Annotated in this window: 18 protein-coding genes; 6 read left to right on the plus strand and 12 right to left on the minus strand. The window is 70.9% G+C overall.

The features are described from left to right. Positions 1–26: 26 nt before the first annotated feature. The 10 genes from GTY58_RS27545 to GTY58_RS27590 all read right to left on the minus strand — a co-directional run bounded on the left by GTY58_RS27545 (position 27) and on the right by GTY58_RS27590 (position 13,183). A complete protein-coding gene (locus tag GTY58_RS27545; RefSeq protein WP_010986673.1) occupies positions 27–1,799 on the minus strand; it encodes an IucA/IucC family siderophore biosynthesis protein in 1,773 nt (590 codons plus the stop codon). After that, entirely contained in the window at positions 1,796–2,347 is a 552-nt protein-coding gene (locus GTY58_RS27550) for a GNAT family N-acetyltransferase (protein WP_010986674.1), read from the minus strand. The genes GTY58_RS27545 and GTY58_RS27550 overlap by 4 nt, the downstream gene beginning before the upstream one ends. After that, positions 2,344–3,615, minus strand: a complete 1,272-nt coding sequence (locus GTY58_RS27555; RefSeq protein ID WP_010986675.1) for a lysine N(6)-hydroxylase/L-ornithine N(5)-oxygenase family protein — start codon at positions 3,613–3,615, stop codon at positions 2,344–2,346. The genes GTY58_RS27550 and GTY58_RS27555 overlap by 4 nt, the downstream gene beginning before the upstream one ends. 4 nt (positions 3,616–3,619) lie before the next feature. Next, entirely contained in the window at positions 3,620–5,062 is a 1,443-nt protein-coding gene (gene desA, locus GTY58_RS27560; protein ID WP_037649847.1) for a lysine decarboxylase DesA, read from the minus strand. 137 nt (positions 5,063–5,199) lie between these two features. After that, the gene (locus tag GTY58_RS27565) at positions 5,200–6,072 is read right to left on the minus strand and encodes a siderophore-interacting protein (RefSeq protein ID WP_010986677.1); all 873 of its coding nucleotides are present in this window, start codon (positions 6,070–6,072) and stop codon (positions 5,200–5,202) included. 75 nt (positions 6,073–6,147) lie between these two features. Continuing rightward, positions 6,148–7,197, minus strand: a complete 1,050-nt coding sequence (locus tag GTY58_RS27570) for an ABC transporter substrate-binding protein (RefSeq protein WP_010986678.1) — start codon at positions 7,195–7,197, stop codon at positions 6,148–6,150. A 133-nt stretch (positions 7,198–7,330) separates the two neighbouring features. After that, the gene (locus GTY58_RS27575; protein WP_010986679.1) at positions 7,331–8,491 is read right to left on the minus strand and encodes an acyl-CoA dehydrogenase family protein; all 1,161 of its coding nucleotides are present in this window, start codon (positions 8,489–8,491) and stop codon (positions 7,331–7,333) included. Positions 8,492–8,496: 5 nt separating this feature from the next. Continuing rightward, positions 8,497–9,444 carry a hydroxymethylglutaryl-CoA lyase gene (locus GTY58_RS27580; RefSeq protein WP_010986680.1) on the minus strand — a complete coding sequence of 316 codons (948 nt, stop codon included), beginning with the start codon at positions 9,442–9,444 and terminating at the stop codon, positions 8,497–8,499. Further along, a complete protein-coding gene (locus tag GTY58_RS27585) occupies positions 9,441–11,543 on the minus strand; it encodes a biotin carboxylase N-terminal domain-containing protein (RefSeq protein WP_010986681.1) in 2,103 nt (700 codons plus the stop codon). Before GTY58_RS27585 ends, GTY58_RS27580 begins: the two co-directional genes overlap by 4 nt. An 8-nt stretch (positions 11,544–11,551) precedes the next feature. Beyond that, on the minus strand, positions 11,552–13,183 hold the full coding sequence (locus GTY58_RS27590) for a carboxyl transferase domain-containing protein (protein WP_010986682.1): 1,632 nt from the start codon (positions 13,181–13,183) through the stop codon (positions 11,552–11,554). Positions 13,184–13,280: 97 nt separating this feature from the next. Here GTY58_RS27590 and GTY58_RS27595 point away from each other — a divergent pair, with 97 nt between their 5' ends. From GTY58_RS27595 to tesB, 3 genes are all read left to right on the plus strand, one after another. Further along, on the plus strand, positions 13,281–13,871 hold the full coding sequence (locus GTY58_RS27595) for a TetR/AcrR family transcriptional regulator (RefSeq protein ID WP_010986683.1): 591 nt from the start codon (positions 13,281–13,283) through the stop codon (positions 13,869–13,871). 97 nt (positions 13,872–13,968) lie between these two features. Then, positions 13,969–15,126 (plus strand): acyl-CoA dehydrogenase family protein, encoded by a 1,158-nt coding sequence (locus tag GTY58_RS27600; protein WP_010986684.1) that lies wholly within the window; start codon positions 13,969–13,971, stop codon positions 15,124–15,126. Between the two features lie 34 nt (positions 15,127–15,160). Then, positions 15,161–16,033: an acyl-CoA thioesterase II gene (tesB, locus tag GTY58_RS27605; protein WP_010986685.1), complete on the plus strand. Its 873-nt coding sequence runs from the start codon at positions 15,161–15,163 to the stop codon at positions 16,031–16,033. Between the two features lie 85 nt (positions 16,034–16,118). On the opposite strand, the gene GTY58_RS27610 is transcribed toward tesB, so the two are convergent. Both GTY58_RS27610 and GTY58_RS27615 read right to left on the minus strand, forming a co-directional pair. After that, on the minus strand, positions 16,119–16,907 hold the full coding sequence (locus GTY58_RS27610) for a phosphatase (protein ID WP_010986686.1): 789 nt from the start codon (positions 16,905–16,907) through the stop codon (positions 16,119–16,121). 82 nt (positions 16,908–16,989) lie between these two features. Next, entirely contained in the window at positions 16,990–18,456 is a 1,467-nt protein-coding gene (locus tag GTY58_RS27615; protein ID WP_042494526.1) for a PucR family transcriptional regulator, read from the minus strand. Positions 18,457–18,790: 334 nt separating this feature from the next. Between GTY58_RS27615 and GTY58_RS27620 the strand changes: the two genes are divergently transcribed. From GTY58_RS27620 to GTY58_RS27630, 3 genes are read left to right on the plus strand one after another with little or no spacing between them, the layout of a single operon-like run. Next, positions 18,791–20,251, plus strand: coding sequence for a sodium:solute symporter (locus GTY58_RS27620; RefSeq protein ID WP_010986688.1), 1,461 nt, complete (start codon positions 18,791–18,793; stop codon positions 20,249–20,251). 38 nt (positions 20,252–20,289) lie between these two features. Continuing rightward, complete coding sequence (gene speB / locus GTY58_RS27625) at positions 20,290–21,258, plus strand: agmatinase (protein WP_010986689.1); 969 nt, start codon at positions 20,290–20,292, stop codon at positions 21,256–21,258. Continuing rightward, the gene (locus tag GTY58_RS27630) at positions 21,255–22,940 is read left to right on the plus strand and encodes a thiamine pyrophosphate-binding protein (protein ID WP_010986690.1); all 1,686 of its coding nucleotides are present in this window, start codon (positions 21,255–21,257) and stop codon (positions 22,938–22,940) included. Before speB ends, GTY58_RS27630 begins: the two co-directional genes overlap by 4 nt. Positions 22,941–22,999: the final 59 nt, after the last annotated feature.

A 22,999-nucleotide genomic window follows, 5' to 3' on the forward strand; every position in this document is an offset into this window, starting at 1 on the left:
GACCGTCTCCTGAGCCCCACCCGGCTTCAGAGTCCCGCGATCGGGTTCTTCAGGTTGCCGACCAGTTGCAGTGCGCCGGACGGATCCGCCAGATCCACCATCTGCTTGTTGTCGCGCAGCTGGAGCCGGTTCAGGCAGGACAGCGCGAACTCCGGCGCGAACATGTCGTACTGCCGGAACTTGTCGGCGAGTTCGGGCGTCGACTCCTGGTACTCGCGTACGGACTCGGCGACCGTCCGCCAGAAGTCCTCCTCGCCGAGGACGCCCTCGTCGGCCAGGTCGGCCGCCAGGAAGCGGAAGAAGCAGTCGAAGACGTCCGTGAAGATCGACAGGAGCTTCTTGTCCTCGGGGACCTCGACGCGGATCCGCTCGACCGCGGGCGGCAGCACCGCCTGCGGGTCCAGGACGGCGATCTCCTCGGCGATGTCCTTGTAGATCGCGCGCTGTACGGCGCCGTCCTTGAGGACGAGGATGACGTTCTCGCCGTGCGGCATGTACACGAGGTCGTACGCGTAGAAGCTGTGCAGCAGCGGCGTGAAGTAGGCGCGCAGATAGCGGCGCAGCCACTCCACCGGCGACAGCCCCGAACGCTCGATCAGCGCGCCCGCGAAGGAGGCGCCCGCGTGGTCGACATGGACGAGGGAGGCCATGGTGGCCAGGCTCTCGCCCTCCTGGAGCGCGGGCACGGGGCTCTCGCGCCACAGGGCGGCGAGCATCTTGCGGTACGGGGAGTAGCGGTCGGTGGCGGCCTCGTACTCCAGGTGGCGATAGCCGACGGCCGCGCGCTCGCGGATGACCGACAGGCCGGTGGACTTGAGCACCGGGTCGTTGTCGACGAGCTGGGCCAGCCAGTCGTTGATGGCCGGGGTCGCCTCCATGTAGGCGGCCGAGAGTCCGCGCATGAAGCCCATGTTGAGGACGGACAGAGCCGTCTTGACGTAGTGCTTCTCGGGGGCGGACTTGTTGAAGAACGTCCGGATGGACTGCTGGGCCAGGTACTCGTCGTCGCCCTCGCCGAGGCAGACGAGACGGCGCTGGGCGACCTCGGCGGCGAAGGTGACGGAGAGCTTGTTCCACCACTGCCAGGGGTGGACGGGGATGAGGAGGTAGTCGTCGGGGTCGAGGCCCTGGTCGCGCAAGGTGGCAGCGAAGCGGTTCAGTGTCTGCTCGCCCAGTTCCTCGCGCAGGAACGACTCGTACTCGATCCCCACGCCCGCCGTGAACGCGGCCCGCGAGCGGTGCGCGGCCAGCCACACCAGCCGCACCGGGCTCGCGGTCTCGGGGGCGTACGAGAGGTACTCGTGGACCCCGAAGCCGAGCCGGCCGTTGTTGGCGACGAAGCAGGGGTGGCCCTCGGTCATGCCGGTCTCGATGGCCTGGAAGCCCGCTTCGGCGAGCTCGGCGACGGGGATCTGCGGCTTGGTGAGCTTGAAACAGGTGCCCGAGAGGGTGGAGGAGATCTCCTCCAGATAGACGGGCAGCACCTCGTCGCTCAGGCCGAGCGACTTCTTCAGCTCGATGAAGAAGTCCAGGGCGGCAACCGGGAGTTCGGCGCCGTCCCGGTGGCGGGTGATCGACTCGGCGTCGACCTGCCAGTGGTCGAGGGAGCGGAGGCGGGCGGTGAAGCGGTAGCGGGTCAGGCCGTCGTCGCTGCGGACGACGTACGCGCCGTCACCGGCGGCCTCCGGAGTGAGCAGCCGCTCGTGGGCGAACTCGGCGAGCGCCTTGCGGACGAGGAGGCGGTTGGCCCGCTCCCAGCGCTCGGGGGAGAGGTGGGCCACGGCGTCGGACTGGGTCATACGGCTGCTCCTCGCACCGCTGCTGCGAACTGCTCGCGTGTGCAGAAACTCAGCAGCGCCTTCTTCTCCGGCTTCTGGATCTCGCGCTCGGGCACGAACCCGACGGCTTCGTTCAGGGCGTGCACGGCCTTGTTGCCCACGTCGGGTTCGACGACGACACGCCGGGTGGCCGGGTCGGCGAACAGGTGCTCCATCACCGCGGTGATCACGGCCCGGGTGAAGCCGTGCACGGGCGTGTCCGTCGGCGCGACCAGGAAGTGCATGCCGACATCGCCGGGCTCGGGCTCGTACAGGCCGACCAGCTCGACGTGCGCCGGGTCGTACTTCTCCATCAGGAACACGGGCTCGTCGTCCAGCAGTCCGAGGAACGCGTCGTGGTACTCGCTGGCCGCGATGGCCATGTACTCGCGCTCCACGTCGTGCAGTCTCGCCTCCTGCATCATCCAGAAGGCGGACTTGGGGTGGGTCACCCAGCCGTGCAGCAGCTCGGCGTCCCGCGTCGGGTCGAGCGGGCGGACGGTGAAGGTGCCTATGTCAGGGGTGCTCATACGGCGAACTCCTGGAACGCGATCGTCTTCTCGACCGGGTAGTACTCGGTGCCGAGCAGCTCACGGATGATGTACGCGTTGCGGTACGCGCCCATGCCCAGGTCGGGGCTGGTGATGCTGTGCGTGTGCACGCCGGCGTTCTGGAGGAAGACGCCGCGGCCCGTCGTGTCGATGGCGTAGTTGCGGGCGATGTCGAAGTTGCCCTGGGCGTCGTAGCGCAGCCGGTCGCGTACGGGCTTCAGGAACTCCGGCTCGGCGTATCGGTAGCCGGTGGCCAGGATCAGGCCCTGGGAGCGCAGTTCGTACTCCTTCTCCTGCTCCTCCTGGCGGAGGGTGAGGGTGTACGTGCCGTTCTCGTACGTCGCCCCGTTCAGCGCCGAGTTGGTCAGCAGGCGCGTGGGGACCGGGCCACCCAGGTTCTTCTGGTACAGCAGGTCGAAGATCTCGTTGATGAGGTCGCCGTCGATGCCCTTGAACAGGCCCTTCTGCTCCGCGGTGAGGCGGTAGCGGGTCGGCTCCGGCAGCGCGTGGAAGTAGTCGATGTACTCCGGGGAGGTCATCTCCAGCGTGAGCTTGGTGTATTCGAGGGGGAAGAAGCGCGGGGAGCGCGTCACCCAGTTCAGCCGGTATCCGTGGACGTCGATCTCGCTGAGCAGGTCGTAGTAGATCTCGGCGGCGGACTGGCCGCTGCCGACCAGGGTGATCGACTCCTTGGCCTGGAGCTCCTGCTTGTGCTGCATGTAGCGGGAGTTGTGGATGTGGTCCCCGCCCAGGCCCTGGACGGCCTCCGGGAGGTACGCGGGCGTGCCCGTGCCGAGGACCAGGTGGCGGGCGCGGTAGAGGTCACCGGCCTCCGTGCGGACCACGTACACGTCGTCCTCGTACGTCACCTCGGTGACCGTCGTGCCGAAGCGGATGCTGGAGAGCTTCGAGGCGGCCCAGCGGCAGTAGTCGTCGTACTCGACCCGGAGCGGATAGAAGTTCTCCCGGATGTAGAACGAGTACAGCCGGCCCGATTCCTTCAGGTAGTTCAGGAAGGAGTACGGGGAGGTCGGGTCGGCGAGGGTCACCAGGTCCGACATGAAGGGCGTCTGGAGGTGCGCGCCCTCCAGGAACATCCCCGAGTGCCATTCGAAGTCCGGCTTGGACTCCAGGAAGACGCCCTCCAGTTCGGCGATCGGCTCGGTGAGGCAGGCGAGGCCGAGGTTGAAGGGGCCGAGACCGATCCCTACGAAGTCGTACGTCTTGCCTGCGGACGTCTTTTCCATGGCTTCAGGAAGCGCGGTCAAGGGATTCTCCCAGGTACTGCTCGGCGTGGCCGGCGATCAGATCGAGCACGGCGGTGATGTCGTCCGCCGTGGTCTCGGGGTTGAGCAGGGTGAACTTCAGGTAGTGGCGGCCGCCGACCTTGGTGCCCGCGACGACGGCGTCGCCGGAGGCGAAGATGGCCTTGCGGGCGTACAGGTTGGCGCGATCGATCTCGGCCGGGTCGGTGACGGCCGCCGGGATGTAGCGGAAGACGAGGGTGGACAGGGACGGCTCCACGACCACGTCGAAGCGCGGGTCGGCGGCGAGCAGTTTCCAGCCCTCGGCCGCCAGGTCGCAGACCTCGTCGAAGAGTTGGCCGATGCCGTCGGCGCCCATCACGCGCAGCGTCATCCACAGCTTGAGCGCGTCGAAGCGACGAGTGGTCTGGAGGGACTTGTCGACCTGGTTGGGGATGCGCTCCTCGACCATGCGGCGCGGGTTGAGGTACTCCGCGTGGTAGGTGGCGTGGCGCAGGGTGGAGGCGTCCCGGACCAGCACGGCGGACGAACTCACCGGCTGGAAGAAGGACTTGTGGTAGTCGACGGTGACCGAGTCGGCGCGCTCGATGCCGTCGATCCGGTCCCGGTGCTTCAGGGAGGTGAGCAGCCCGCAGCCGTAGGCCGCGTCGACGTGCATCCAGGCGCCGAACTGGGCGCACAGCTCGGCTATCTCGGGCAGCGGGTCGATGGAGCCGAAGTCGGTGGTGCCGGCGGTGGCGACGACGGCCATGGGGAGCAGGCCGTCGCGCTTGCAGCGATCCAGCTCGTGGGCGAGCGCGACCGTCTGCATGCGCTTGTCGTGGTCGACGGGGATCGAGACGACCGAGTCCGCGCTCAGGCCCAGCAGTTTCGCCGACTTCTTCACGCTGAAGTGGCTGACCTCGGAGGCGAAGACACGCAGTCTGGCGAGGTCGTCGGACTTGGCCTCCTCGCGGGCGAGGAGCAGCGCCTGGAGGTTGGACTGGCTGCCGCCGCTGGTGAACACGCCGTCCGCGGCGGGGCCGAGGCCGATGCGCTCGTTGGTCCAGTCGATGAGCTTGCGCTCGATCAGGGTGCCGCCCGCCGACTGGTCCCAGGTGTCGAGGGAGGAGTTGACGGCGGAGAGGATCGCCTCGCCGACGACCGCGGGGATGACCACCGGGCAGTTGAGGTGCGCGAGGTAGCGCGGGTGGTGGAAGTAGACGGCGTCGCGGAGGTAGACCTCTTCCAGCTCGTCGAGGACCGCGGTGGTGTCGTGCAGCGGGCGGTCGAGGTCGATCCGCTCGATCCGGGGGGCGAGGGCGTCGACCGTGATGCCGGTGAACGGGCTTGCTGTGGTGGCGAGTTTGGCCGCCACCCGCTCTATTCCTTCGGTCACGGAACGGCGGTACCGATCCGCGGTCGTGTCATTGAGCAGGTGCGAGCGCATGTGGGGGTCCTCCGAGGGGACAGTCCGTGCGGAACAGAGGAGAGGGGCAGGGGAGAGGGCGCAGCGCCCCGACATCAACTTAGGCTAGCCTAACCTAAGTTATTGCGTGCTAAACCTGCCCCTCGCCGTGACCGCCGTCACTCCTGTTCGCGCAACTGCTCCTCGCTCAGGCCCTGTCGCCAGTAGCCGACGAACGTCACCTGCCGTCGGTCGATCCCGCGCTCGCGTACGAGATGGCGGCGCAGCTCCTTCACGCAGCCGGACTCGCCCGCGATCCAGGCGTACGGGCGCTCGGCGGGCGGGAACGCGGCGGCTCGGACGGCGTCGAGGGCCATGGGGGAGCCCTCGCCCCGCGTCTCGCGCTCGCTGTGTACGAGCCAGGTGATCTCGGCGTCCGCCTCGGTCGTCAGGTCCTGGATGTCTCCGGCGTCGTGGACCTCCAGCCAGACCTTGGCGCGGGTGCCCGCCGGCAGCCACTCCAGGATGGCCGAGGCGGCGGGGACGGCCGTCTCGTCGGCCCAGACGACCACCAGGTCGGTGCCCTCGGGCGGGCGGAAGCGGATCGCCCGGTTGTCCGCGACCGCGGGGCCGAGCAGCAGGACCCGGTCGCCGGCGGTGGCGCGTGAGGCCCACCGGGAGGCGGGGCCTGCCGGGGCGGCCGCGCCGGGCTCCACGCCGTGCAGCACGAAGTCGATGTCGATCTCGACGGTGTTGCCATGGGCGTCCTGGCGCAGGGCCCGGAGGGTGTACGAGCGCATCACCGCCCGTACGTCGTCGGGCAGTTCGCGCCAGCCCTGCCACCAGTTGTCGCCCAGCTCGATCGGGACGGCCGGCTCGGTCTGCCCCGGGTGCGGCAGGAACAGCGACAGGCTCTGGTCGCGGCCGTCGGAGGCGAACGCGTGCAGGTCGGCGCCGGTGAAGGTGACGCGGAGCAGAGACGGGCCGAGCCGCCTCGTCCGTACGACCTGGAGGGAGAAGAAACGGAACGGGGCGGCCACAGCCGTCGTCATGAGTGCTCCTGAGTCATCGTCAGGGGGCGGTGATCCGGCCGGTGGGGCCCGGCCGGAGCGTCACCGGCGGGGGTGTCAGCTGACCTTCTTCGCCTTCTCGATGGCCTCGGCGAGGTCCTCGAGCAGCGGGGCGCACTTGTCGTACGACAGGATCGGCTCGGGGTTGCGGGCGGTGACCTGGCCGGCCTTGACGGCGGGCAGCTTCTTCCAGGTCGCCTTGGTGATGTCGGCGGGCTGGATGGTCGAGGAGCGGTTGTCCATGATGATGACGTCGGCCTTGTACTTGTCGACGTTCTCCCAGCTCAGGTTCTCGAACCAGCCGCCGCTCGCCTTCAGCGCGGAGGCGGAGGGCTCGACGAAGTTCACGCCGAGGGCCTTGAAGTACTCCAGGTCGATGGAGAGGTTCGAGGTCGAGACGTAGAAGATGTCCTGGCTCGCGGAACCGGCCAGCACCTTGATGTCCGGGTTGGCCTTGGTGGCCGCGCGCAGTCGGGCGGCGGCGTCCTCGAAACGCTTCTTGGCCTTGGTGATCGTGGCGGAGGAGGTGTCGGCGCCGAGCGACTTCGCCAGCGCCAGCATGCGCTGGAGGGGCTCGGTCAACTGGCGGTCGTAGACGGAGATCCCGACGCTCGGGGCGCCGACGGCGAGGACCTTCTTCTTGGACTCCGCGGGCACGTACCAGAGCGAGCCGGCGTCGTCGAACATCGTGGTGATCAGCAGGTCGGGCGCGAGGGCCGCGTACTTCTCGATGTTGAACTGGCCGTACTCGTTGCCGAGGATCGTCACCTTGCTGATGTCGAGGTCGCCGGCCTGGACGTCGGCCTTGCCGTCCTTGGTCTTCGTCGGGCCGAAGACGCCCTTGACGTCGACGCCGTAGTCGTACAGCGCGGCGGCGACACCGGTGAAGGCGACGATGCTCGACGGGGTCTTGTCCGCCTTGGCGGTCTGGCCGCGGTCGTCCTTGAAGGACCAGGGGCCGGACTTGGCAGCCGCCGTCCCGCTGTCCGAGCCACTGTCTTTCGCCTTGTCGTCCCCGCAGGCGGCGAGCGCGGCACCGAGGCCGAAGGCGCCGCCTGCCGCGAGGATGCCGCGACGGGTGAGATGGGTGGCACGGGCGTTGGACATGAGTGTGACTGCTTTCGAACGGGGCGGAGCGTCCGCCGGACAAGTTCGAAGGTAGGTTAGCCTAACCTCACTGTTTGTCCAGAGGGCGGGCGCCCCGCGGCCGCACCTGTGAGCAGCCCGTGCGCGACGGGACTCAGCCCACGAGCCCCAACTCCCTTGCGATCAGCATCCGCTGCACCTCGCTGGTGCCCTCGCCGATCTCCAGGATCTTGGAGTCGCGCCACATCCGGGCCACCGGGTACTCGTTCATGAAGCCGTAGCCGCCGTGGATCTGGGTGGCCTCGCGGGCGTTGTCGACGGCGACCGTGGACGAGTAGAGCTTGGCGATCGCCGCCTCCTTCTTGAAGGGCTCGCCGGCGACCAGGCGGGACGCGGCGTCACGCCAGCCGACGCGGGCCATGTGCGCCTTCATCTCCATATCGGCGATCTTGAACTGGATGGCCTGGTACGCCCCGATGTTCCGCCCGAACGCGTGCCGTTCCCCGGCGTACTTCACCGACTCGTCCACGCAGCCCTGGGCGAGCCCGGTGGCCAGGGCCGAGATGGCGATCCGTCCCTCGTCGAGGATCCGCAGGAACTGCGCGTACCCGCGGCCCTGTTCGCCCAGCAGGTTCGCGGCCGGGACGCGGACGTCGGCGAAGGACAGCTCGCGGGTGTCCGAGGCGTTCCAGCCGACCTTCGAGTACGGGGCGGCGACCGTGAAGCCGGGCGTGCCGGACGGGACGATGATCGAGGAGATCAGCGGTTTCCCGTCGGGCTTCCGGCCGGTGACCGCCGTGACCGTCACCAACCCCGTGATGTCGGTGCCCGAGTTGGTGATGAAGCACTTGGTGCCGTTGATCACCCATTCGTTCGTCGACTCGTCCAGGCGGGCCGTCGTGCGCGTCGCGCCCGCGTCCGAGCCGCCGTCCGGCTCGGTGAGACCGAAGGCGCCGAGGATCTCGCCGGAACACAGCCGGGGGAGCCACTCCGCCTTCTGCGCGTCCGTCCCGAAGAGGTGGATCGGCATCGCGCCCAGTGAGACCCCGGCCTCCAGGGTGATGGCGACGGAGGAGTCGACGCGGGCGAGTTCTTCGAGGGCGATGCCGAGCGCCAGATAGTCGCCGCCCATGCCGCCGTACTCCTCCGGGAACGGCAGCCCGAACAGGCCCATGCGGCCCATCTCGCGGACGATCTCGTACGGGAACTCGTGCCGCTCGTAGAAGTCGCCGATCTTGGGGGCGACGACGTCGTGCGCGAACTCCTCGACCGTGCGGCGGAGTTCTTCCAGCTCGGGGGTGAGACGGTGGTCCATGGCGGTCATTGCTCCTTGTGGGAGAGGGCGCGGACGGTGCGGGAGGGGCTGGGCCGGCCCAGTCGCTCGGCCATCCACACGCTCGTGGCGGTGAGACGGGCGAGGTCGACTCCGGTGTCGATACCGAGGCCCTGAAGCATCCACACGAGGTCTTCGGTGGCGAGGTTTCCGGTCGCGGACCTGGCGTACGGGCAGCCGCCGAGGCCGCCCGCGGAGGCGTCGACGGTCGTGACGCCGTGCTGGAGCGCGGCGAGGGTGTTGGCGAGCGCCTGGCCGTAGGTGTCGTGGAAGTGCACGCCGATCGCACGGGTCGGCACGCCCTCCTCGGTCAGTTCGGCGAGGAGGTCCTGGACATGGCCGGGGGTGGCGACCCCGATCGTGTCGCCGAGGCTCAGCTCGTCGCAGCCCATGTCCAGGAGGGACTTGCAGACCCGCACGACCTGGTGGATCGGGACCGCGCCCTCCCAGGGGTCGCCGAAGCACATGGAGAGGTAACCGCGCACCCGCACGTCCGCGGCCTTCGCACGGGTGACCACCGGCTCGAACATGGCCAGCGCCTCGTCCACCGTGCGGTTGAGGTTGGCCTTCGCGAAGGACTCGGTGGCGCTGGCGAAGACGGCGACCTGACGGGCGCCCAGGACCAGTGCGCGGTCCAGCCCGCGTTCGTTCGGCACCAGGACCGGGAGCGCCACGGGGAGGTCGCTCACGAGCGGGAACAGCTGCTCCGCGTCGGCGAGTTGGGGCACCCACTTCGGGTGGACGAAGCTGGTGGCCTCGATGGTGGTCAGCCCCGCGTCGGCGAGGCGGCGGATGAACTCCGCCTTGACCTCCGTCGGGACCGTCCCCTTCTCGTTCTGGAGGCCGTCGCGCGCGCCGACCTCGTGGATGCGGACGCGGGCGGGGAGGTCCTGGGCCGGTACGACCATGGGGAGGCCCGACTCGGGGGTGCTCATGCCGTCTCCTCCTCTGCGGGGGTGATGACCGCCAGCACCTGATCCATGGCGACGGTCGTGCCCGGTGTGACGTCCAGCTCGCTGACGGTGCCGGCGTGCGGGGCGGAGATGACGTGCTCCATCTTCATCGCCTCGACCACCAGCAGGCTCTGCCCGGCGGCCACTTCGTCCCCGACGGCGACCTTCACGACGGTCACCGTGCCGGGCATGGGGGCGGTGAGGGAGTCGACGCCGGAGTGGGCGGCGCCGGTGAGGGACGCCGCGACCGGGTCGTGGTCGCGCAGGTGCCAGGAGTCGCCGTCGCGGCCCAGCCAGGTGCCGTCCGGCAGGGCGGCGAAGGTGTGGGTGACGCCGTCGAGCCGGAAGGCGAACCGGGACGCGGCGCCCCCGCGGGCGGCCACCGCTACGGGGAGCGTGCCCCGCAGGGGCGGCAGTCCGTCGTCGAGTAGCAGCTCGACGCCGCCGTCCGCCGTGGCGCGCACGCGGACGGTCACGGGATCCTGCCCCGCCGGCCGCATGTGGTGAGCCGTCCAGGCACGCTCGCCGCCCAGACGCCAGCCGTCGGGCACGGAGAACGGATCGACCCAGGCGGAGGCCCCGGACGAGCCGGAGGCCCCTGAGGTCCCGGGGGACCCGGATGTCCCGAAGGACCCGGAGGAATCCGAGGTCCCTGAAGCCTGGGGGCCGAGGGCGGCGTGGCGCAGCAGCGCCGCCGCCGCGTACACCTCCGGCGGGACCGCCTGCGCGACGAGCCCGTCCACCTCCCGCTCCACCAGGCCCGTGTCCAAGTCCCCCGCCACGACCGCCGGGTGGGCCAGCAGCCGCCGCAGGAACCCGGCGTTGGTCTGCACGCCGAGTGTGACCGTCTCCGCGAGCGCCGCCCGGAGCCTGCGCAGCGCGGTCGGGCGGTCGGGGCCGTACGCGATGACCTTGGAGAGCATCGGGTCGTACAGGCTGCCGACCTCGGTGCCCTCGGAGAGGCCCGAGTCGGTGCGCACCACGTCGCTCTGTGGCTCGTGCAGCGCGAGCACCGTCCCCCCGGAGGGAAGGAAGCCGCGCGCGGGGTCCTCGGCGCAGATGCGGGCCTCGACCGCGTGCCCGGTGAGTTCGATGTCCCGCTGCCCGTACGGAAGGCGCTCGCCCGCGGCCACCCGGAGCTGCCACTCCACCAGGTCGAGGCCGGTGACCAGCTCGGTGACCGGGTGCTCGACCTGAAGGCGGGTGTTCATCTCCATGAAGTAGTACGAGGAGGGGTCCCCGCCGGGGACGATGAACTCGACGGTGCCCGCGCCCTCGTAGCCGCAGGAGCGGGCCGCCTGGACCGCCGCCTCGCCCATCGCGGCGCGGGTCGCCTCGTCGAGGAGCACGCTGGGCGCCTCCTCGATGACCTTCTGGTGGCGGCGCTGGAGCGAGCACTCGCGCTCGCCCAGGTGCACCACGTTGCCGTGGCCGTCCGCCAGGACCTGGATCTCGATGTGCCGGGGGCGGTCCACCCAACGCTCCACGAGGAGCGTGTCGTCGCCGAAGGAGGCGCGGGCCTCGCGGCGGGCGGCGGCGATCTCGTCGGCGAGCAGCCTCTCGTCGCGCACCAGCCGCATGCCCTTGCCGCCGCCGCCCGCGCTGGGCTTCAGGAGTACGGGCATGCCGATCTCCCGTGCCGCGTCGACCAGCTGGGCGTCCGTCAGGCCGCTGCCCGAGGAGCCGGGGACCACCGGGACGCCGACCGCCTGCACCGTCTCCTTGGCGCGGATCTTGTCGCCCATCAAGGAGATCGCGTCCGCGGGCGGCCCGATGAACACGAGCCCCGCGTCGGCGCACGCACGCGCGAAGCCGGCGTTCTCCGCGAGGAAGCCGTACCCCGGGTGCACCGCCTGCGCGCCGGTCCGGGCGGCCGCCTCCAGCAGCCGCTCCACGGACAGATAGCTCTCGGCGGCCGGCGGCGGACCGATCCGTACGGCCGTGTCGGCCTCGCGGACGTGCCGTGCGTCCGCGTCGGCGTCGGAGAAGACGGCCACCGAGCGCACGCCCAGCGCGCGCAGGGTACGGATGACGCGGACGGCGATCTCACCCCGGTTGGCCACAAGAACGGTGTCGAACATTCCCACCCTCACATCCGGAAGACGCCGAAGCCGGGCGCTGTGTAGTCCTTTTGGGGAAGCGGCGCGTTGGCGCACGCGGTCAGGGCGAGGCCCAGTACCTGCCGGGTCTCCAGCGGGTCGATCACGCCGTCGTCCCAGAGGCGGGCCGTCGCGTAGTAGGCGCTGCCCTGCTGCTCGTACTGGGCGCGGATCGGGTCCTTGAAGGCCTCCTCGTCGTCGACGGGCCAGGACTCGCCGCGCGCCTCCAACTGGTCGCGCTTGACGGTCGCGAGGACCGACGCGGCCTGCTCGCCGCCCATCACGGAGATCTTGGCGCCGGGCCACATCCACAGGAAGCGCGGCGAGTACGCCCGGCCGCACATCGAGTAGTTGCCCGCGCCGTACGACCCGCCGATCACCACGGTCAGCTTCGGCACGCGGGTGCAGGCGACGGCCGTGACCATCTTGGCGCCGTGCTTGGCGATGCCCCCCGCCTCGTACTGCCGGCCGACCATGAAGCCCGAGATGTTCTGGAGGAACACCAGCGGGATGCCGCGCTGGTCGCACAGCTCGATGAAGTGGGCGCCCTTCTGGGCCGACTCGGAGAACAGGATGCCGTTGTTGGCGACGATGCCGACCGGGTGGCCGTGGATCCGCGCGAACCCGGTGACCAGGGTCTGCCCGAACTCCGCCTTGAACTCGGCGAAGCGCGAACCGTCCACCACGCGCGCGATGACCTCACGGACGTCGTAGGGGGTGCGGGAGTCGACCGGCACCGCGCCGTACAGCCCGTACGGATCCACCTTCGGCTCGACGGACGGCTCGACCGCCCAGGGCAGCGGGCCCCGCGCCGGCAGGGTGGAGACGATGTTCCGCACGATCCGCAGCGCGTGCGCGTCGTCCTCCGCCAGATGGTCCGTCACGCCCGACACGCGCGCGTGGACCTCGCCGCCGCCCAGCTCCTCGGCCGTCACCACCTCGCCGGTGGCCGCCTTCACCAGGGGCGGGCCGCCCAGGAAGATCGTGCCCTGGCCCCGCACGATCACGGCCTCGTCGCTCATCGCGGGCACATACGCGCCGCCCGCCGTGCAGGACCCGAGGACGGCCGCGATCTGGGGGATGCCGGCGCCCGACATCCGTGCCTGGTTGTAGAAGATCCGCCCGAAGTGCTCGCGGTCCGGGAAGACCTCGTCCTGCATGGGCAGGAAGGCGCCTCCGGAGTCGACGAGATACACGCACGGGAGGCGGTTCTCGAGGGCCACCTCCTGGGCGCGCAGGTGCTTCTTCACGGTCATCGGGTAGTACGTGCCGCCCTTGACGGTGGCGTCATTGGCGACGACCAGGCACTCGCGGCCGCCGACCCGGCCGATCCCGGCGACCACCCCCGCGGCCGGGGCCTGCCCCTCGTACATCCCGTCGGCCGCCAGCGGGGCCAGCTCCAGGAACGGTGATCCGGGGTCCAGCAGCGTGTCCACGCGGTCCCGGGGCAGCAGCTTGCCGCGCGCGGTGTGCCGCGCCCGTGCCCGCTCGCCGCCGCCCAGCCGGGCCGCCGCCAGCTTGGCGCGCAGCTCCTCGCCCAGCGTGCGGTGCGCCGCCTCGTTGGCCCGCCAGGCCTCCGACGCGGGGTCTGCCGCGCTCGTCAGCTCCGGTGCCTCTTGCATCCTGCGGTCCCCTCACCCAGTGGTCCACCAGTTAATGAGCGTTAACGCATTTCCTTCAGGTTAACGACCGCTAACCTCCCTGTCTAGAATTGCTTCCATGGCCACGAGAACCGACGCCCCCACCCGCCGCGAGCAGATCCTCAAGGAGGCTGCCCGGCTCTTCGCCGAGCGCGGCTTCCACGGTGTGGGGGTCGACGAGATAGGTGCCGCGGTCGGCATCAGCGGCCCCGGTCTGTACCGGCACTTCGCGGGCAAGGACGCGATGCTCGCCGAGCTGCTCGTGGGGATCAGCGGGCAGCTGCTGACGGGCGGCAAGCGCCGGGCGGCCGAGGCGGAGGGCGACCCCGAGGCGCTCCTCGACTCGCTCATCGAGGGGCACATCGACTTCGCGCTCGACGACCGCCCCCTGATCACCCTGCACGACCGTGAGCTGGACCGCCTCCGGGACAGTGACCGCAAGCTCGTGCGGCAGCTCCAGCGCCAGTACGTCGAGCTGTGGGTGGAGGTGGTGCGCAACGTGTACCCGGGCCTCGACGAACCCGCCGCCCGTTCCGCCGTGCACTCCGTCTTCGGCCTGCTGAACTCCACGCCACACCTGGGGCGTCCGGGCGCGCTTCCGGGGCGCGCGGGGACCGCCGCACTCCTTCACCGTATGGCGCGAGGTGCCTTCGGGGCCGCCGGGGCGTGACGAGCGTCTCGGGGTGGTTGCCCTGGACGACTGTCGCAACCGGTCGGTAACCTATGTCTGAGCAAGCGCTTAGACATAACCCAAGGTGGAGGTAGCGGTGCGCCGTACGGTGTTCAACGAGGATCACGAGGCGTTCCGGGAGACCCTGCGCGCCTTCATCGAGGCCGAGGTCGTCCCGGTCTACGACGAATGGTTCGCCGCCGGCCAGGCGCCGCGCGACTTCTACTACAAGCTCGCCGAGCTGGGCGTCTTCGGCATCCGCGTGGACGAGGAGCACGGCGGCGCGGGCATCGACTCGTACAAGTTCGAGGCCGTCCTGTACGAGGAGACCGCCCGCGCGGGTATCTCCTTCGGCGGCTCCGGTGTGCACGTGCTGCTCGGCCTGCCCTACATCAAGCTGCTCGCCACCGACGAGCAGAAGAAGCGCTTCCTGCCGAAGTTCGTCTCCGGCGAGGAGATGTGGGCCATCGCGATGACCGAGCCGGGCACCGGCTCCGACCTCGCGGGCATGAAGACCACCGCGAAGCTCTCCGACGACGGCACGCACTACGTGCTCAACGGCGCCAAGACCTTCATCACGGGTGGCGTGCACGCCGACCGCATGATCGTCTGCGCTCGCACCTCCGCGCCCACCAAGGAGGACCGCCGCCACGGCATCTCCCTCTTCGTGGTGGACACCAAGGCCGAGGGCTACTCGGTGGGCCGCAAGCTCGACAAGCTCGGCCTGAAGACCTCGGACACCGCCGAGCTGGCGTTCGTCGACGTGAAGGTCCCGGTCGAGGACCTCCTCGGCGAGGAGAACAAGGGCTTCTACTACCTCGGCCACAACCTCGCCTCCGAGCGTTGGGGCATCGCCTTCGGCGCGTACGCGCAGGCCAAGGCCGCCGTCCGGTTCGCCAAGCAGTACGTGCAGGAGCGGGTCGTCTTCGGCCAGCCCGTCGCCGCCTTCCAGAACACCAAGTTCGAACTGGCCGCCTGCCAGGCCGAGGTGGACGCGGCCGAGGCCGTCGTCGACCGGGCCACCGAGGCCCTGGACGCCGGTGAGCTGACCCCCGCCGAGGCGGCCAGCGCCAAGCTGTTCGCCACCGAGGTCGCGCACCGTGTCATCGACCGCTGCCTCCAGCTGCACGGCGGCTACGGCTTCATGAACGAGTACCCGATAGCCCGCCTCTACGCGGACAACCGCGTCAACCGCATCTACGGCGGCACCAGCGAGATCATGAAGACGATCATCGCCAAGGACATGGGCCTGTAAGCTCCGCGAAAAAAGTTCAAGGTACAACTGACCTATGAGTCAGGCACTTGAGTCCCTGCTCGATCTACTCGACCTCGAGCGGATCGAGCAGGACATCTTCCGCGGCCAGTCCCGGTCCGCCGTCGTCCCGCGCGTCTTCGGCGGGCAGGTCGCGGCGCAGGCACTGGTCGCCGCGGGCCGCACGGTTCCCGAGGACCGGCTCGCCCACTCCCTGCACGCGTACTTCCTGCGTGCGGGGGACCCGGGCGCGCCGATCGTCTACACCGTCGACCGGATCCGCGACGGCCGTTCCTTCACCACGCGCCGTGTCGTCGCCGTCCAGCACGGGCAGCCGATCTTCCACCTCTCCGCGTCCTTCCAGACGTACGAGGAGGGCATGGAGCACCAGGCGGACATGCCGCCCGCACCCGCTCCGGAGACGCTGCCCACGGCGGCGGAGATGCTGCCGCGGTACGCGCACCTGTTCACCGAGCCCGTCGTCATCGACCGGCTCCTGGAGGCCCGCGAGGCGGTCGACCTGCGCTACGTCGACGCACCGCCCTTCGGGACCGTGGGCGAGCCCCGCGAACCCCGCTCCCAGGTGTGGTTCCGCACGAACGGCAAGCTCGTCGACGACCCGCTGCTGCACGTCTGTCTCGCCACGTACGTCTCCGACATGACGCTCCTCGACTCCGTGCTCCTCGCGCACGGGCGTGGCGGCTGGGTGACCGGGGACGTCGTCGGGGCCTCGCTGGACCACGCGATGTGGTTCCACCGGCCGTTCAGGGCCGACGAATGGCTGCTGTACGACCAGGAGTCGCCGTCCGCGTCCGGCGGGCGCGGGCTCGGGCAGGCCCGGATCTACACGCAGGACGGGCAGTTGGCCATCTCGGTCATCCAGGAGGGCGTGGTCCGCGTTCCCCGCTGATGTGGTCCGGATTCCCCGCTGACCCGGACCGCTGCCGACGCTCCCGGCCCCACCCCCGTAACCCCGGGGCGGGGCCGGCCGCCGTTTACGCCAGGCCCGCCCCGGAGAGCAGATACGCCGTCATCGGGTCGTAGTGCCGGGGGCTCTTGACGTGGTCGTCGAGGGGGACCGTGACCTGGACGGTGCCCTCGGACTCGGCGAGGAAGAGAGCCGGGTCGTTGCAGTCGGCGTAGCCGACGGAGTCGACGCCCAGCTGGCCCGCGCAGCCCGCCCAGCCGTGGTCCGCGACCACCAGGTCGGGCAGCGGGCGCCCCGCACGCTCCAGACCGTTCAGGACGGCGCGCATCGGCTCTCCCGAGTGGGTGTGCCAGAGGCTGGCGCCGTGCTCCAGCATCGCGACGTCCGCGAGCTGCCAGACGTACCCCTCGTCCGTCTGGAGCCCCTCCGGGATGACCACGATCTCGCAGCCGGCGGTGCGCAGCGCGGCGGCGGTGGCGCGGTGCACGTCGAGGAGGCCGCCGGGGTGGCCGGTGGCGAACAGGACGCGCTGCCGGCCGGCCGCGGCCTTGCGCAGCCGTGCCGCCATGCGGTCCAGGGCGTCCACCGTCAGCTCCGGGTCGATGGTGTCCTGGCCGTAGCGGTACTCCGGGTCGTCGTTCACGCCGCAGCGCTCGGCCATGACGGCCAGCACGTCCTGCTCGTCGCTCCAGCGGTCGCCGAGTTCCAGACCGAGCCAGTAGTTGCGGTCGCCGTTGGCCAGTTTGCGGTAGTGGGAGAGGTTGTTCTCGCGGGGCGTGGCGACGTCGCCCGCGATACGGGTCCGTACAAGGTGGTCGACGAGCTCGGCGCGGCTGGGGGTCCCGGTTATCGGCATGGGTCCATTCTGCCGGGGTGCCCCGCCGGGTGGCGCCGGTGTTCCGCGGCCTGGGACGGGAGTCACTTGGTTCGGGCCGCCGTCAGCCGTGCCGCAGCGCGAACCACAACTCCATCCGCACATCCGGATCGTCCAGGTCCGCCCCCAGCAGCGCCGCGCACCGGGTGATGCGCTGACGGACCGTGTTGCGGTGCACGGACAGGGCCACCGCCGTACGGTCCCAACTGCCGTGCAGGGAGAGCCAGGTGCGCAGGGTCTCGGTCAGCGCGGGGGTGTCGGCGACGGGGGCGAGCAGCGTACGGGCGTGGGCCGCCGCGTCCGCCGGCGCGACGAGGTCGGTGAGGCCCGGGCGCTCGCCGTGCCGCACCAGCGGTGAGCGGGTCGCGCGGGCGCGGGCCAGCGCGCGGGCCGCCTGGGTGTCGGCGGCCGCCCACTCGTGCGGGGCCACCGCCACGCTGGCCCCGAGCGTCCAGCCCGACTGCGCGGCCGGTGCCCGGTCGCCGGGCACCAGGACGCGTACGACGTCCCCGCCGGCGTCGACGAGCGCGGAGCCCAGCGCCGCGCCCAGGGCCGACGCCGCGACGGCGTCCGGAGCGGGACCGTCCGCCACCGGGCGCGCGTGCACCACGACCCACCGCTCCCCGCCGAGCAGCGGCGCGACCGCCTCCGGGGCGGCGCCCAGCAGAAGCCGTACGAGCGCCGCCGAGCGGGCCGCCCCGCTGCCGCTCTGGTGCTCGCCGGTGAGGAGCGAGAGCAGCACCGCGGCCACGGAGGCGATGGTGTGGTCGCCGGAGTCCCGGCGCGCGGAGGCGACCCCGAGGACGAAACCCTGGCCGGTGCCGAGCGCGTAGGCGGCGAGGTGGACCCCGCCGACGCTGTCCGTGGCGGAGGACGGGGTGGGGGACGGGGCGGGAGCGGGGGAGGCGGGTGATGCGCTCGGCTCGCTCGGCCGTACCACCGCCGCGAGCTCGGCCAGCGCCTGTGCGGTCGGCGTGTCCGGCGCCTCCGGGATACGTCCCGCCCGCGCCAGTTCCGCCCCGTCCGGGCCGTACAGCGCCGCCCAGCCGCCCACCCGCTGGGCGAGCTGGCGCAGCACCGAGGGGACCGGGTCCGGGCGGGCGGCGGCGGCCGCGAGGCTCCGCTGGGCCTCCGTCACCCGCCGCAGCTCCGCCAGCCGGGCCTGCGCCATCAGCTGCCACACCGCACGCGCCACACCCGAGAACGTCGTCTGCGGCGGCACTTCGAGCAGCGGCAGCTCGTACGCGTCGCAGGCCGCCACCAGCGCCCGCGGCACCGTGTCGTGCACCGGGGCCAGGCCGAAGCCCAGCGCCGCGCCGCCCGCCGCCACGATCCGCGAGACATAGTCCTCGAAGTACGTCCCCGAGCCCGCCGCCTCCGGAATGTGCACCCCGGCGGACAGCAGCAGCTCGCCGCCCAGCAGATACGGGTACGGGTCGGCCATCTCCGAGGTGTGTGCCCAGTGGATCACCGTGTCGCGGTCGGTCGGCCCGGCGATCTGCCGCAGCGCCAGGTCCTCCCGGGCCAGCAGCGCGGCGAGCGGGACGGGCGGGGTGGGCGGTACGGCTGGTGTTCCTGGGGCCGCTGAGGTCTTTGGTGCTGCTGGTGTTCCTGGTGCCGCTGTTGTTTTTGGTGCGGATGATGCTGACGATGCAGATGGTGCGGATGGGTCCGGCATGGTGGATGTTCCCTCCATCCGGGATGGCGGTGATGGATGAAACGTACACTTCAGTGTCGCTTTCCGGCCACCTAGTGTCAGTGCCACCGGCAGCCGCGGGTACGGGCGTATGTCCCCGCGATCAGCCACCGGTCATCCCCCAATCATCTGCACGACACGCCACCGAGAGTGCGCGAAGGAGGGCCCCATGGCCGTCGACTACACAGTGATCGTCGTCTATCTGGCCGGCATGCTGGCCATGGGCTGGTGGGGCATGCGCCGCGCCAAGTCCAAGAGCGACTTCCTGGTGGCCGGGCGCCGCCTCGGCCCCGCCATGTACTCCGGCACCATGGCCGCGATCGTCCTCGGCGGCGCGTCCACCATCGGCGGCGTCGGCCTCGGCTACAAGTACGGCCTCTCCGGCGCCTGGATGGTCTTCGCCATCGGCCTCGGCCTGCTCGCGCTCTCCGTCTTCTTCTCCGCCCGCATCGCCCGCCTCAAGGTCTACACCGTCTCCGAGATGCTCGACCTGCGGTACGGCGGCCGGGCCGGCGTGATCTCGGGCGTCGTCATGTGGGCGTACACCCTGATGCTCGCGGTGACGTCCACCATCGCCTACGCCACGATCTTCGACGTCCTCTTCGACATGAACCGGACGCTCGCGATCATCCTCGGCGGCTCGATCGTCGTCGCGTACTCGACGCTCGGCGGCATGTGGTCGATCACGCTGACGGACATGGTCCAGTTCGTGGTGAAGACCATCGGCGTCCTGCTCCTGCTGCTGCCCATCGCCATCGTCAAGGCGGGCGGCTTCAGCGCGATGAAGGCCAAGCTGCCCACCGAGTACTTCGACCCGCTGGGCATCGGCGGCGAGACGATCTTCACCTACGTGCTCATCTACACCTTCGGCATGCTGATCGGACAGGACATCTGGCAGCGCGTGTTCACCGCGCGCAGCGACACCACGGCGAAGTGGGGCGGCACGGTCGCCGGTACGTACTGTCTGGTGTACGCGCTCGCCGGCGCCGTCATCGGCACCGCGGCCAAGGTCCTCTACCCCACGCTGCCCAGCGCCGACTCCGCCTTCGCGACCATCGTCAAGGACGAACTCCCGGTCGGCGTGCGGGGCCTGGTGCTCGCCGCGGCACTGGCGGCCGTCATGTCGACGTCCTCCGGCGCGCTCATCGCCTGTGCCACCGTCGCCAACAACGACATCTGGTCGCGCCTGCGGGGGGTCTCCTCGCGCAAGGGCGACGACCACGACGAGGTCCGGGGCAACCGCCTGTTCATCCTGGTCATGGGCGTCGCGGTGATCTGTACGGCGATCGCGCTCAACGACGTGGTCGAGGCGCTGACCGTCGCGTACAACCTGCTGGTCGGCGGTCTGCTCGTCCCGATCCTCGGCGGCCTGCTGTGGAAGCGCGGCACCGTGCACGGCGCGCTGGCCTCCGTGATCGTCGGCGGCCTCGCGGTCATCGGCCTGATGGCGACGTTCGGCATCCTCGCCAACGAGCCCGTCTACTACGGACTGCTGTCCTCGCTGGCCGCGTACGTGATCGTCTCCCTGGCCACGCCCGCCACCGACGCCGCGGTCCTCGCCGCCTGGCGTGAGCGCCTCGCGGGCCGGACCCCCGAACCCCTGGCGGAGCCGGTCCCGGCCCCCCAGTAGAGTCAAAACGCAACGAAGCGCAGGAAAGGTAACCCCCCATGAGCAGCAACGAGACGCCCCGCGGCCCCGTCGACTCGTCCCGCGTCCCGCGGTACGCCGGCCCCGCGACCTTCGCCCGGCTGCCGCGCCTCGACGAGGTCGGCACCGCCGATGTCGCCGTGGTCGGTGTGCCGTTCGACTCCGGCGTCTCGTACCGGCCGGGCGCCCGCTTCGGCGGCAACGCGATCCGCGAGGCGTCCCGGCTCCTGCGCCCGTACAACCCGGCGCAGGACGCCTCGCCCTTCGCGCTCGCCCAGGTCGCGGACGCGGGTGACATCGCGGCGAACCCGTTCAACATCAACGAGGCCGTGGAGACGGTCGAGGCCGCGGCCGACGAGCTGCTCGGCACCGGCGCCCGGCTGATGACCCTCGGCGGCGACCACACCATCGCGCTGCCGCTGCTGCGCTCGGTCGCCAAGAAGCACGGCCCGGTGGCGCTGCTCCACTTCGACGCGCACCTCGACACCTGGGACACCTACTTCGGCGCCGAGTACACGCACGGCACCCCGTTCCGCCGGGCCGTCGAGGAGGGCATCCTCGACACCGAGGCGCTCTCCCACGTCGGCACCCGCGGCCCGCTGTACGGCAAGCAGGACCTCACCGACGACGAGAAGATGGGCTTCGGCATCGTCACCTCGGCGGACATCTACCGCCGCGGCGCCGACGAGGTCGCCGACCAGCTGCGCCAGCGCATCGGTGACCGTCCGCTGTACATCTCCATCGACATCGACTGCCTCGACCCGGCGCACGCGCCCGGCACGGGGACGCCGGAGGCGGGCGGCATGACGTCGCGCGAACTCCTGGAGATCCTGCGGGGCCTCGCGTCCTGCAACCTGGTCTCGGCCGACGTCGTCGAGGTCGCCCCGGCGTACGACCACGCCGAGATCACGGCCGTCGCCGCGTCCCACACGGCGTACGAGCTCACCACGATCATGTCCCGTCAGATTGCGGAGGCCCGGAACAAGTGACCCACGACCACGACCTGGTGCTTCGCCCCACGGCCGCCGAGACGTCAGCCGCGTTGAACCCACCCCCGGGGCGCAATGGCGGGGACCTGGTCGTGGAGACCCTCACCGGTCTCGGCGCGACGACCGTCTTCGGCCTGCCGGGCCAGCACGCGCTCGGCATGTTCGACGCGCTGCGGCGGTCGGACCTGCGGTACATCGGCCTGCGGGTGGAGAACAACGCGGGTTTCGCGGCGGACGCGTACGGGCGGATCACCGGGGAGGCGGCCCCGCTGCTGCTCTCCACCGGCCCCGGCGCCCTCACCTCCCTGGCCGCGCTCCAGGAGGCGGCGGCGGCCTCGGCGCCCGTCCTCGCGATCAGCAGCCAGATCCCGACCGCCGGACTGGGCGGCGGCCGCCACGGCTATCTGCACGAACTCCCGGACCAGCAGGCGTCGTTCCGGGGTGTGGTGAAGTCCGTCCACACGGTCCGTACGCAGTCGCAGATCCCGTCGGCGATCGCGGCGGCCTGGGAGTCGGCGCTGACGGTTCCGCACGGCCCGGTGTGGGTGGAGATCCCGCAGGACGTCCTGCTCGCCGAGACGAGCCTGCCGGTGGTGACGGCGCTCGACGCGACACCGGAGGACGTGGTCCCGCGCCCCGAACTGACGGCGGTGGCGGCCCACCTGCTGTCGAACGCCGCCCGCCCCGCGATCATCGCCGGCGGCGGGGTCGTACGGGCGGACGCGGCCGGAAAGCTGAGGGCGCTGGCCGAGAAGCTGGACGCCCCCGTGATCACGACCTTCGGCGGCAAGGGCGCCTTCCCCTGGGAGCACCCGCTGTCGCTCCAGTCCTGGCTGGAGGACCGTCACACGACGGACTTCCTGGAGGACGCGGACGTCCTCCTGGTGGTCGGCTCGGGGCTCGGCGAACTGTCCTCGAACTACCACACGTTCAAGCCGCGCGGCCGGGTGATCCAGATCGAGGCCGACCTCGGCAAGCTGGAGTCCAACCACCCGGCACTGGGCATCCACGCGGACGCCCGGCTGGCACTCTCCGCGCTCCTGGAGACGGTCGGGGAACGCACCGACCCGACGGCGGCGGACCGCGTACGCACCGTCCTCACCCGCGTCCGTGAACGCATCGCCGCCCAGGAACTCACCCTGGAACAGGACGTACTGGCGTCCGTGCGCCGGGCCCTGCCGGACGACTCCCCGTCGTTCTGGGACATGACGATCCTGGCCTACTGGGCGTGGTCCGCCTTCGACCCCCGCGGCTCCAACTCCATGCACTCCGCGCAGGGCGCGGGCGGTCTCGGCTACGGCTTCCCGGCGGCCCTCGGCGCGGCCGCGGCCGACCCCACCCGCCCGGTCCTGGCGGTCTCGGGTGACGGCGGAGCCCTGTACTCCATCGCCGAACTGGCCACGGCGAAGCAGTACGACCTGAACGTCACCTGGCTGATCGTCGACGACGGCGGCTACGGCATCCTGCGCGAGTACATGACGGACACCTTCGGCGAGGCGACGGCGACCGAGCTGTCCCGCCCGGACTATGTGGCCCTCGCGGAGTCGTTCGGGGTGTCGGGGGTGCGGACGACCCGCGAGACGCTGGAAGTGGACCTGGCGAAGGCGCTGGCGACCCCGGGGCCGTCGGTGGTGCTGCTGCCGGCGGTGCTGCGGATGTTCGCGCCGACGCACCTGGGCTGACGGCGCGGGTACGGCGGGGGCGGGTACGGCGGAATGGCCGACCGCCCCGCCGTACCCGG

It is taken from the genome of Streptomyces sp. SID5469, assembly GCF_009862865.1.
Classification (GTDB): Bacteria; Actinomycetota; Actinomycetes; order Streptomycetales; family Streptomycetaceae; genus Streptomyces; species Streptomyces avermitilis.

What these genes read in the sequence shown, in the direction of transcription:
- GTY58_RS27545 (WP_010986673.1), bottom strand. Translation starts at nt 1,799, where the DNA reads ATGACCCAGTCCGACGCCGTGGCCCACCTCTCCCCCGAGCGCTGGGAG.
- GTY58_RS27550 (WP_010986674.1), bottom strand. Translation starts at nt 2,347, where the DNA reads ATGAGCACCCCTGACATAGGCACCTTCACCGTCCGCCCGCTCGACCCG.
- GTY58_RS27555 (WP_010986675.1), bottom strand. Translation starts at nt 3,615, where the DNA reads ATGGAAAAGACGTCCGCAGGCAAGACGTACGACTTCGTAGGGATCGGT.
- desA (WP_037649847.1), bottom strand. Translation starts at nt 5,062, where the DNA reads ATGCGCTCGCACCTGCTCAATGACACGACCGCGGATCGGTACCGCCGT.
- GTY58_RS27565 (WP_010986677.1), bottom strand. Translation starts at nt 6,072, where the DNA reads ATGACGACGGCTGTGGCCGCCCCGTTCCGTTTCTTCTCCCTCCAGGTC.
- GTY58_RS27570 (WP_010986678.1), bottom strand. Translation starts at nt 7,197, where the DNA reads ATGTCCAACGCCCGTGCCACCCATCTCACCCGTCGCGGCATCCTCGCG.
- GTY58_RS27575 (WP_010986679.1), bottom strand. Translation starts at nt 8,491, where the DNA reads ATGGACCACCGTCTCACCCCCGAGCTGGAAGAACTCCGCCGCACGGTC.
- GTY58_RS27580 (WP_010986680.1), bottom strand. Translation starts at nt 9,444, where the DNA reads ATGAGCACCCCCGAGTCGGGCCTCCCCATGGTCGTACCGGCCCAGGAC.
- GTY58_RS27585 (WP_010986681.1), bottom strand. Translation starts at nt 11,543, where the DNA reads ATGTTCGACACCGTTCTTGTGGCCAACCGGGGTGAGATCGCCGTCCGC.
- GTY58_RS27590 (WP_010986682.1), bottom strand. Translation starts at nt 13,183, where the DNA reads ATGCAAGAGGCACCGGAGCTGACGAGCGCGGCAGACCCCGCGTCGGAG.
- GTY58_RS27595 (WP_010986683.1), top strand. Translation starts at nt 13,281, where the DNA reads ATGGCCACGAGAACCGACGCCCCCACCCGCCGCGAGCAGATCCTCAAG.
- tesB (WP_010986685.1), top strand. Translation starts at nt 15,161, where the DNA reads ATGAGTCAGGCACTTGAGTCCCTGCTCGATCTACTCGACCTCGAGCGG.
- GTY58_RS27610 (WP_010986686.1), bottom strand. Translation starts at nt 16,907, where the DNA reads ATGCCGATAACCGGGACCCCCAGCCGCGCCGAGCTCGTCGACCACCTT.
- GTY58_RS27620 (WP_010986688.1), top strand. Translation starts at nt 18,791, where the DNA reads ATGGCCGTCGACTACACAGTGATCGTCGTCTATCTGGCCGGCATGCTG.
- speB (WP_010986689.1), top strand. Translation starts at nt 20,290, where the DNA reads ATGAGCAGCAACGAGACGCCCCGCGGCCCCGTCGACTCGTCCCGCGTC.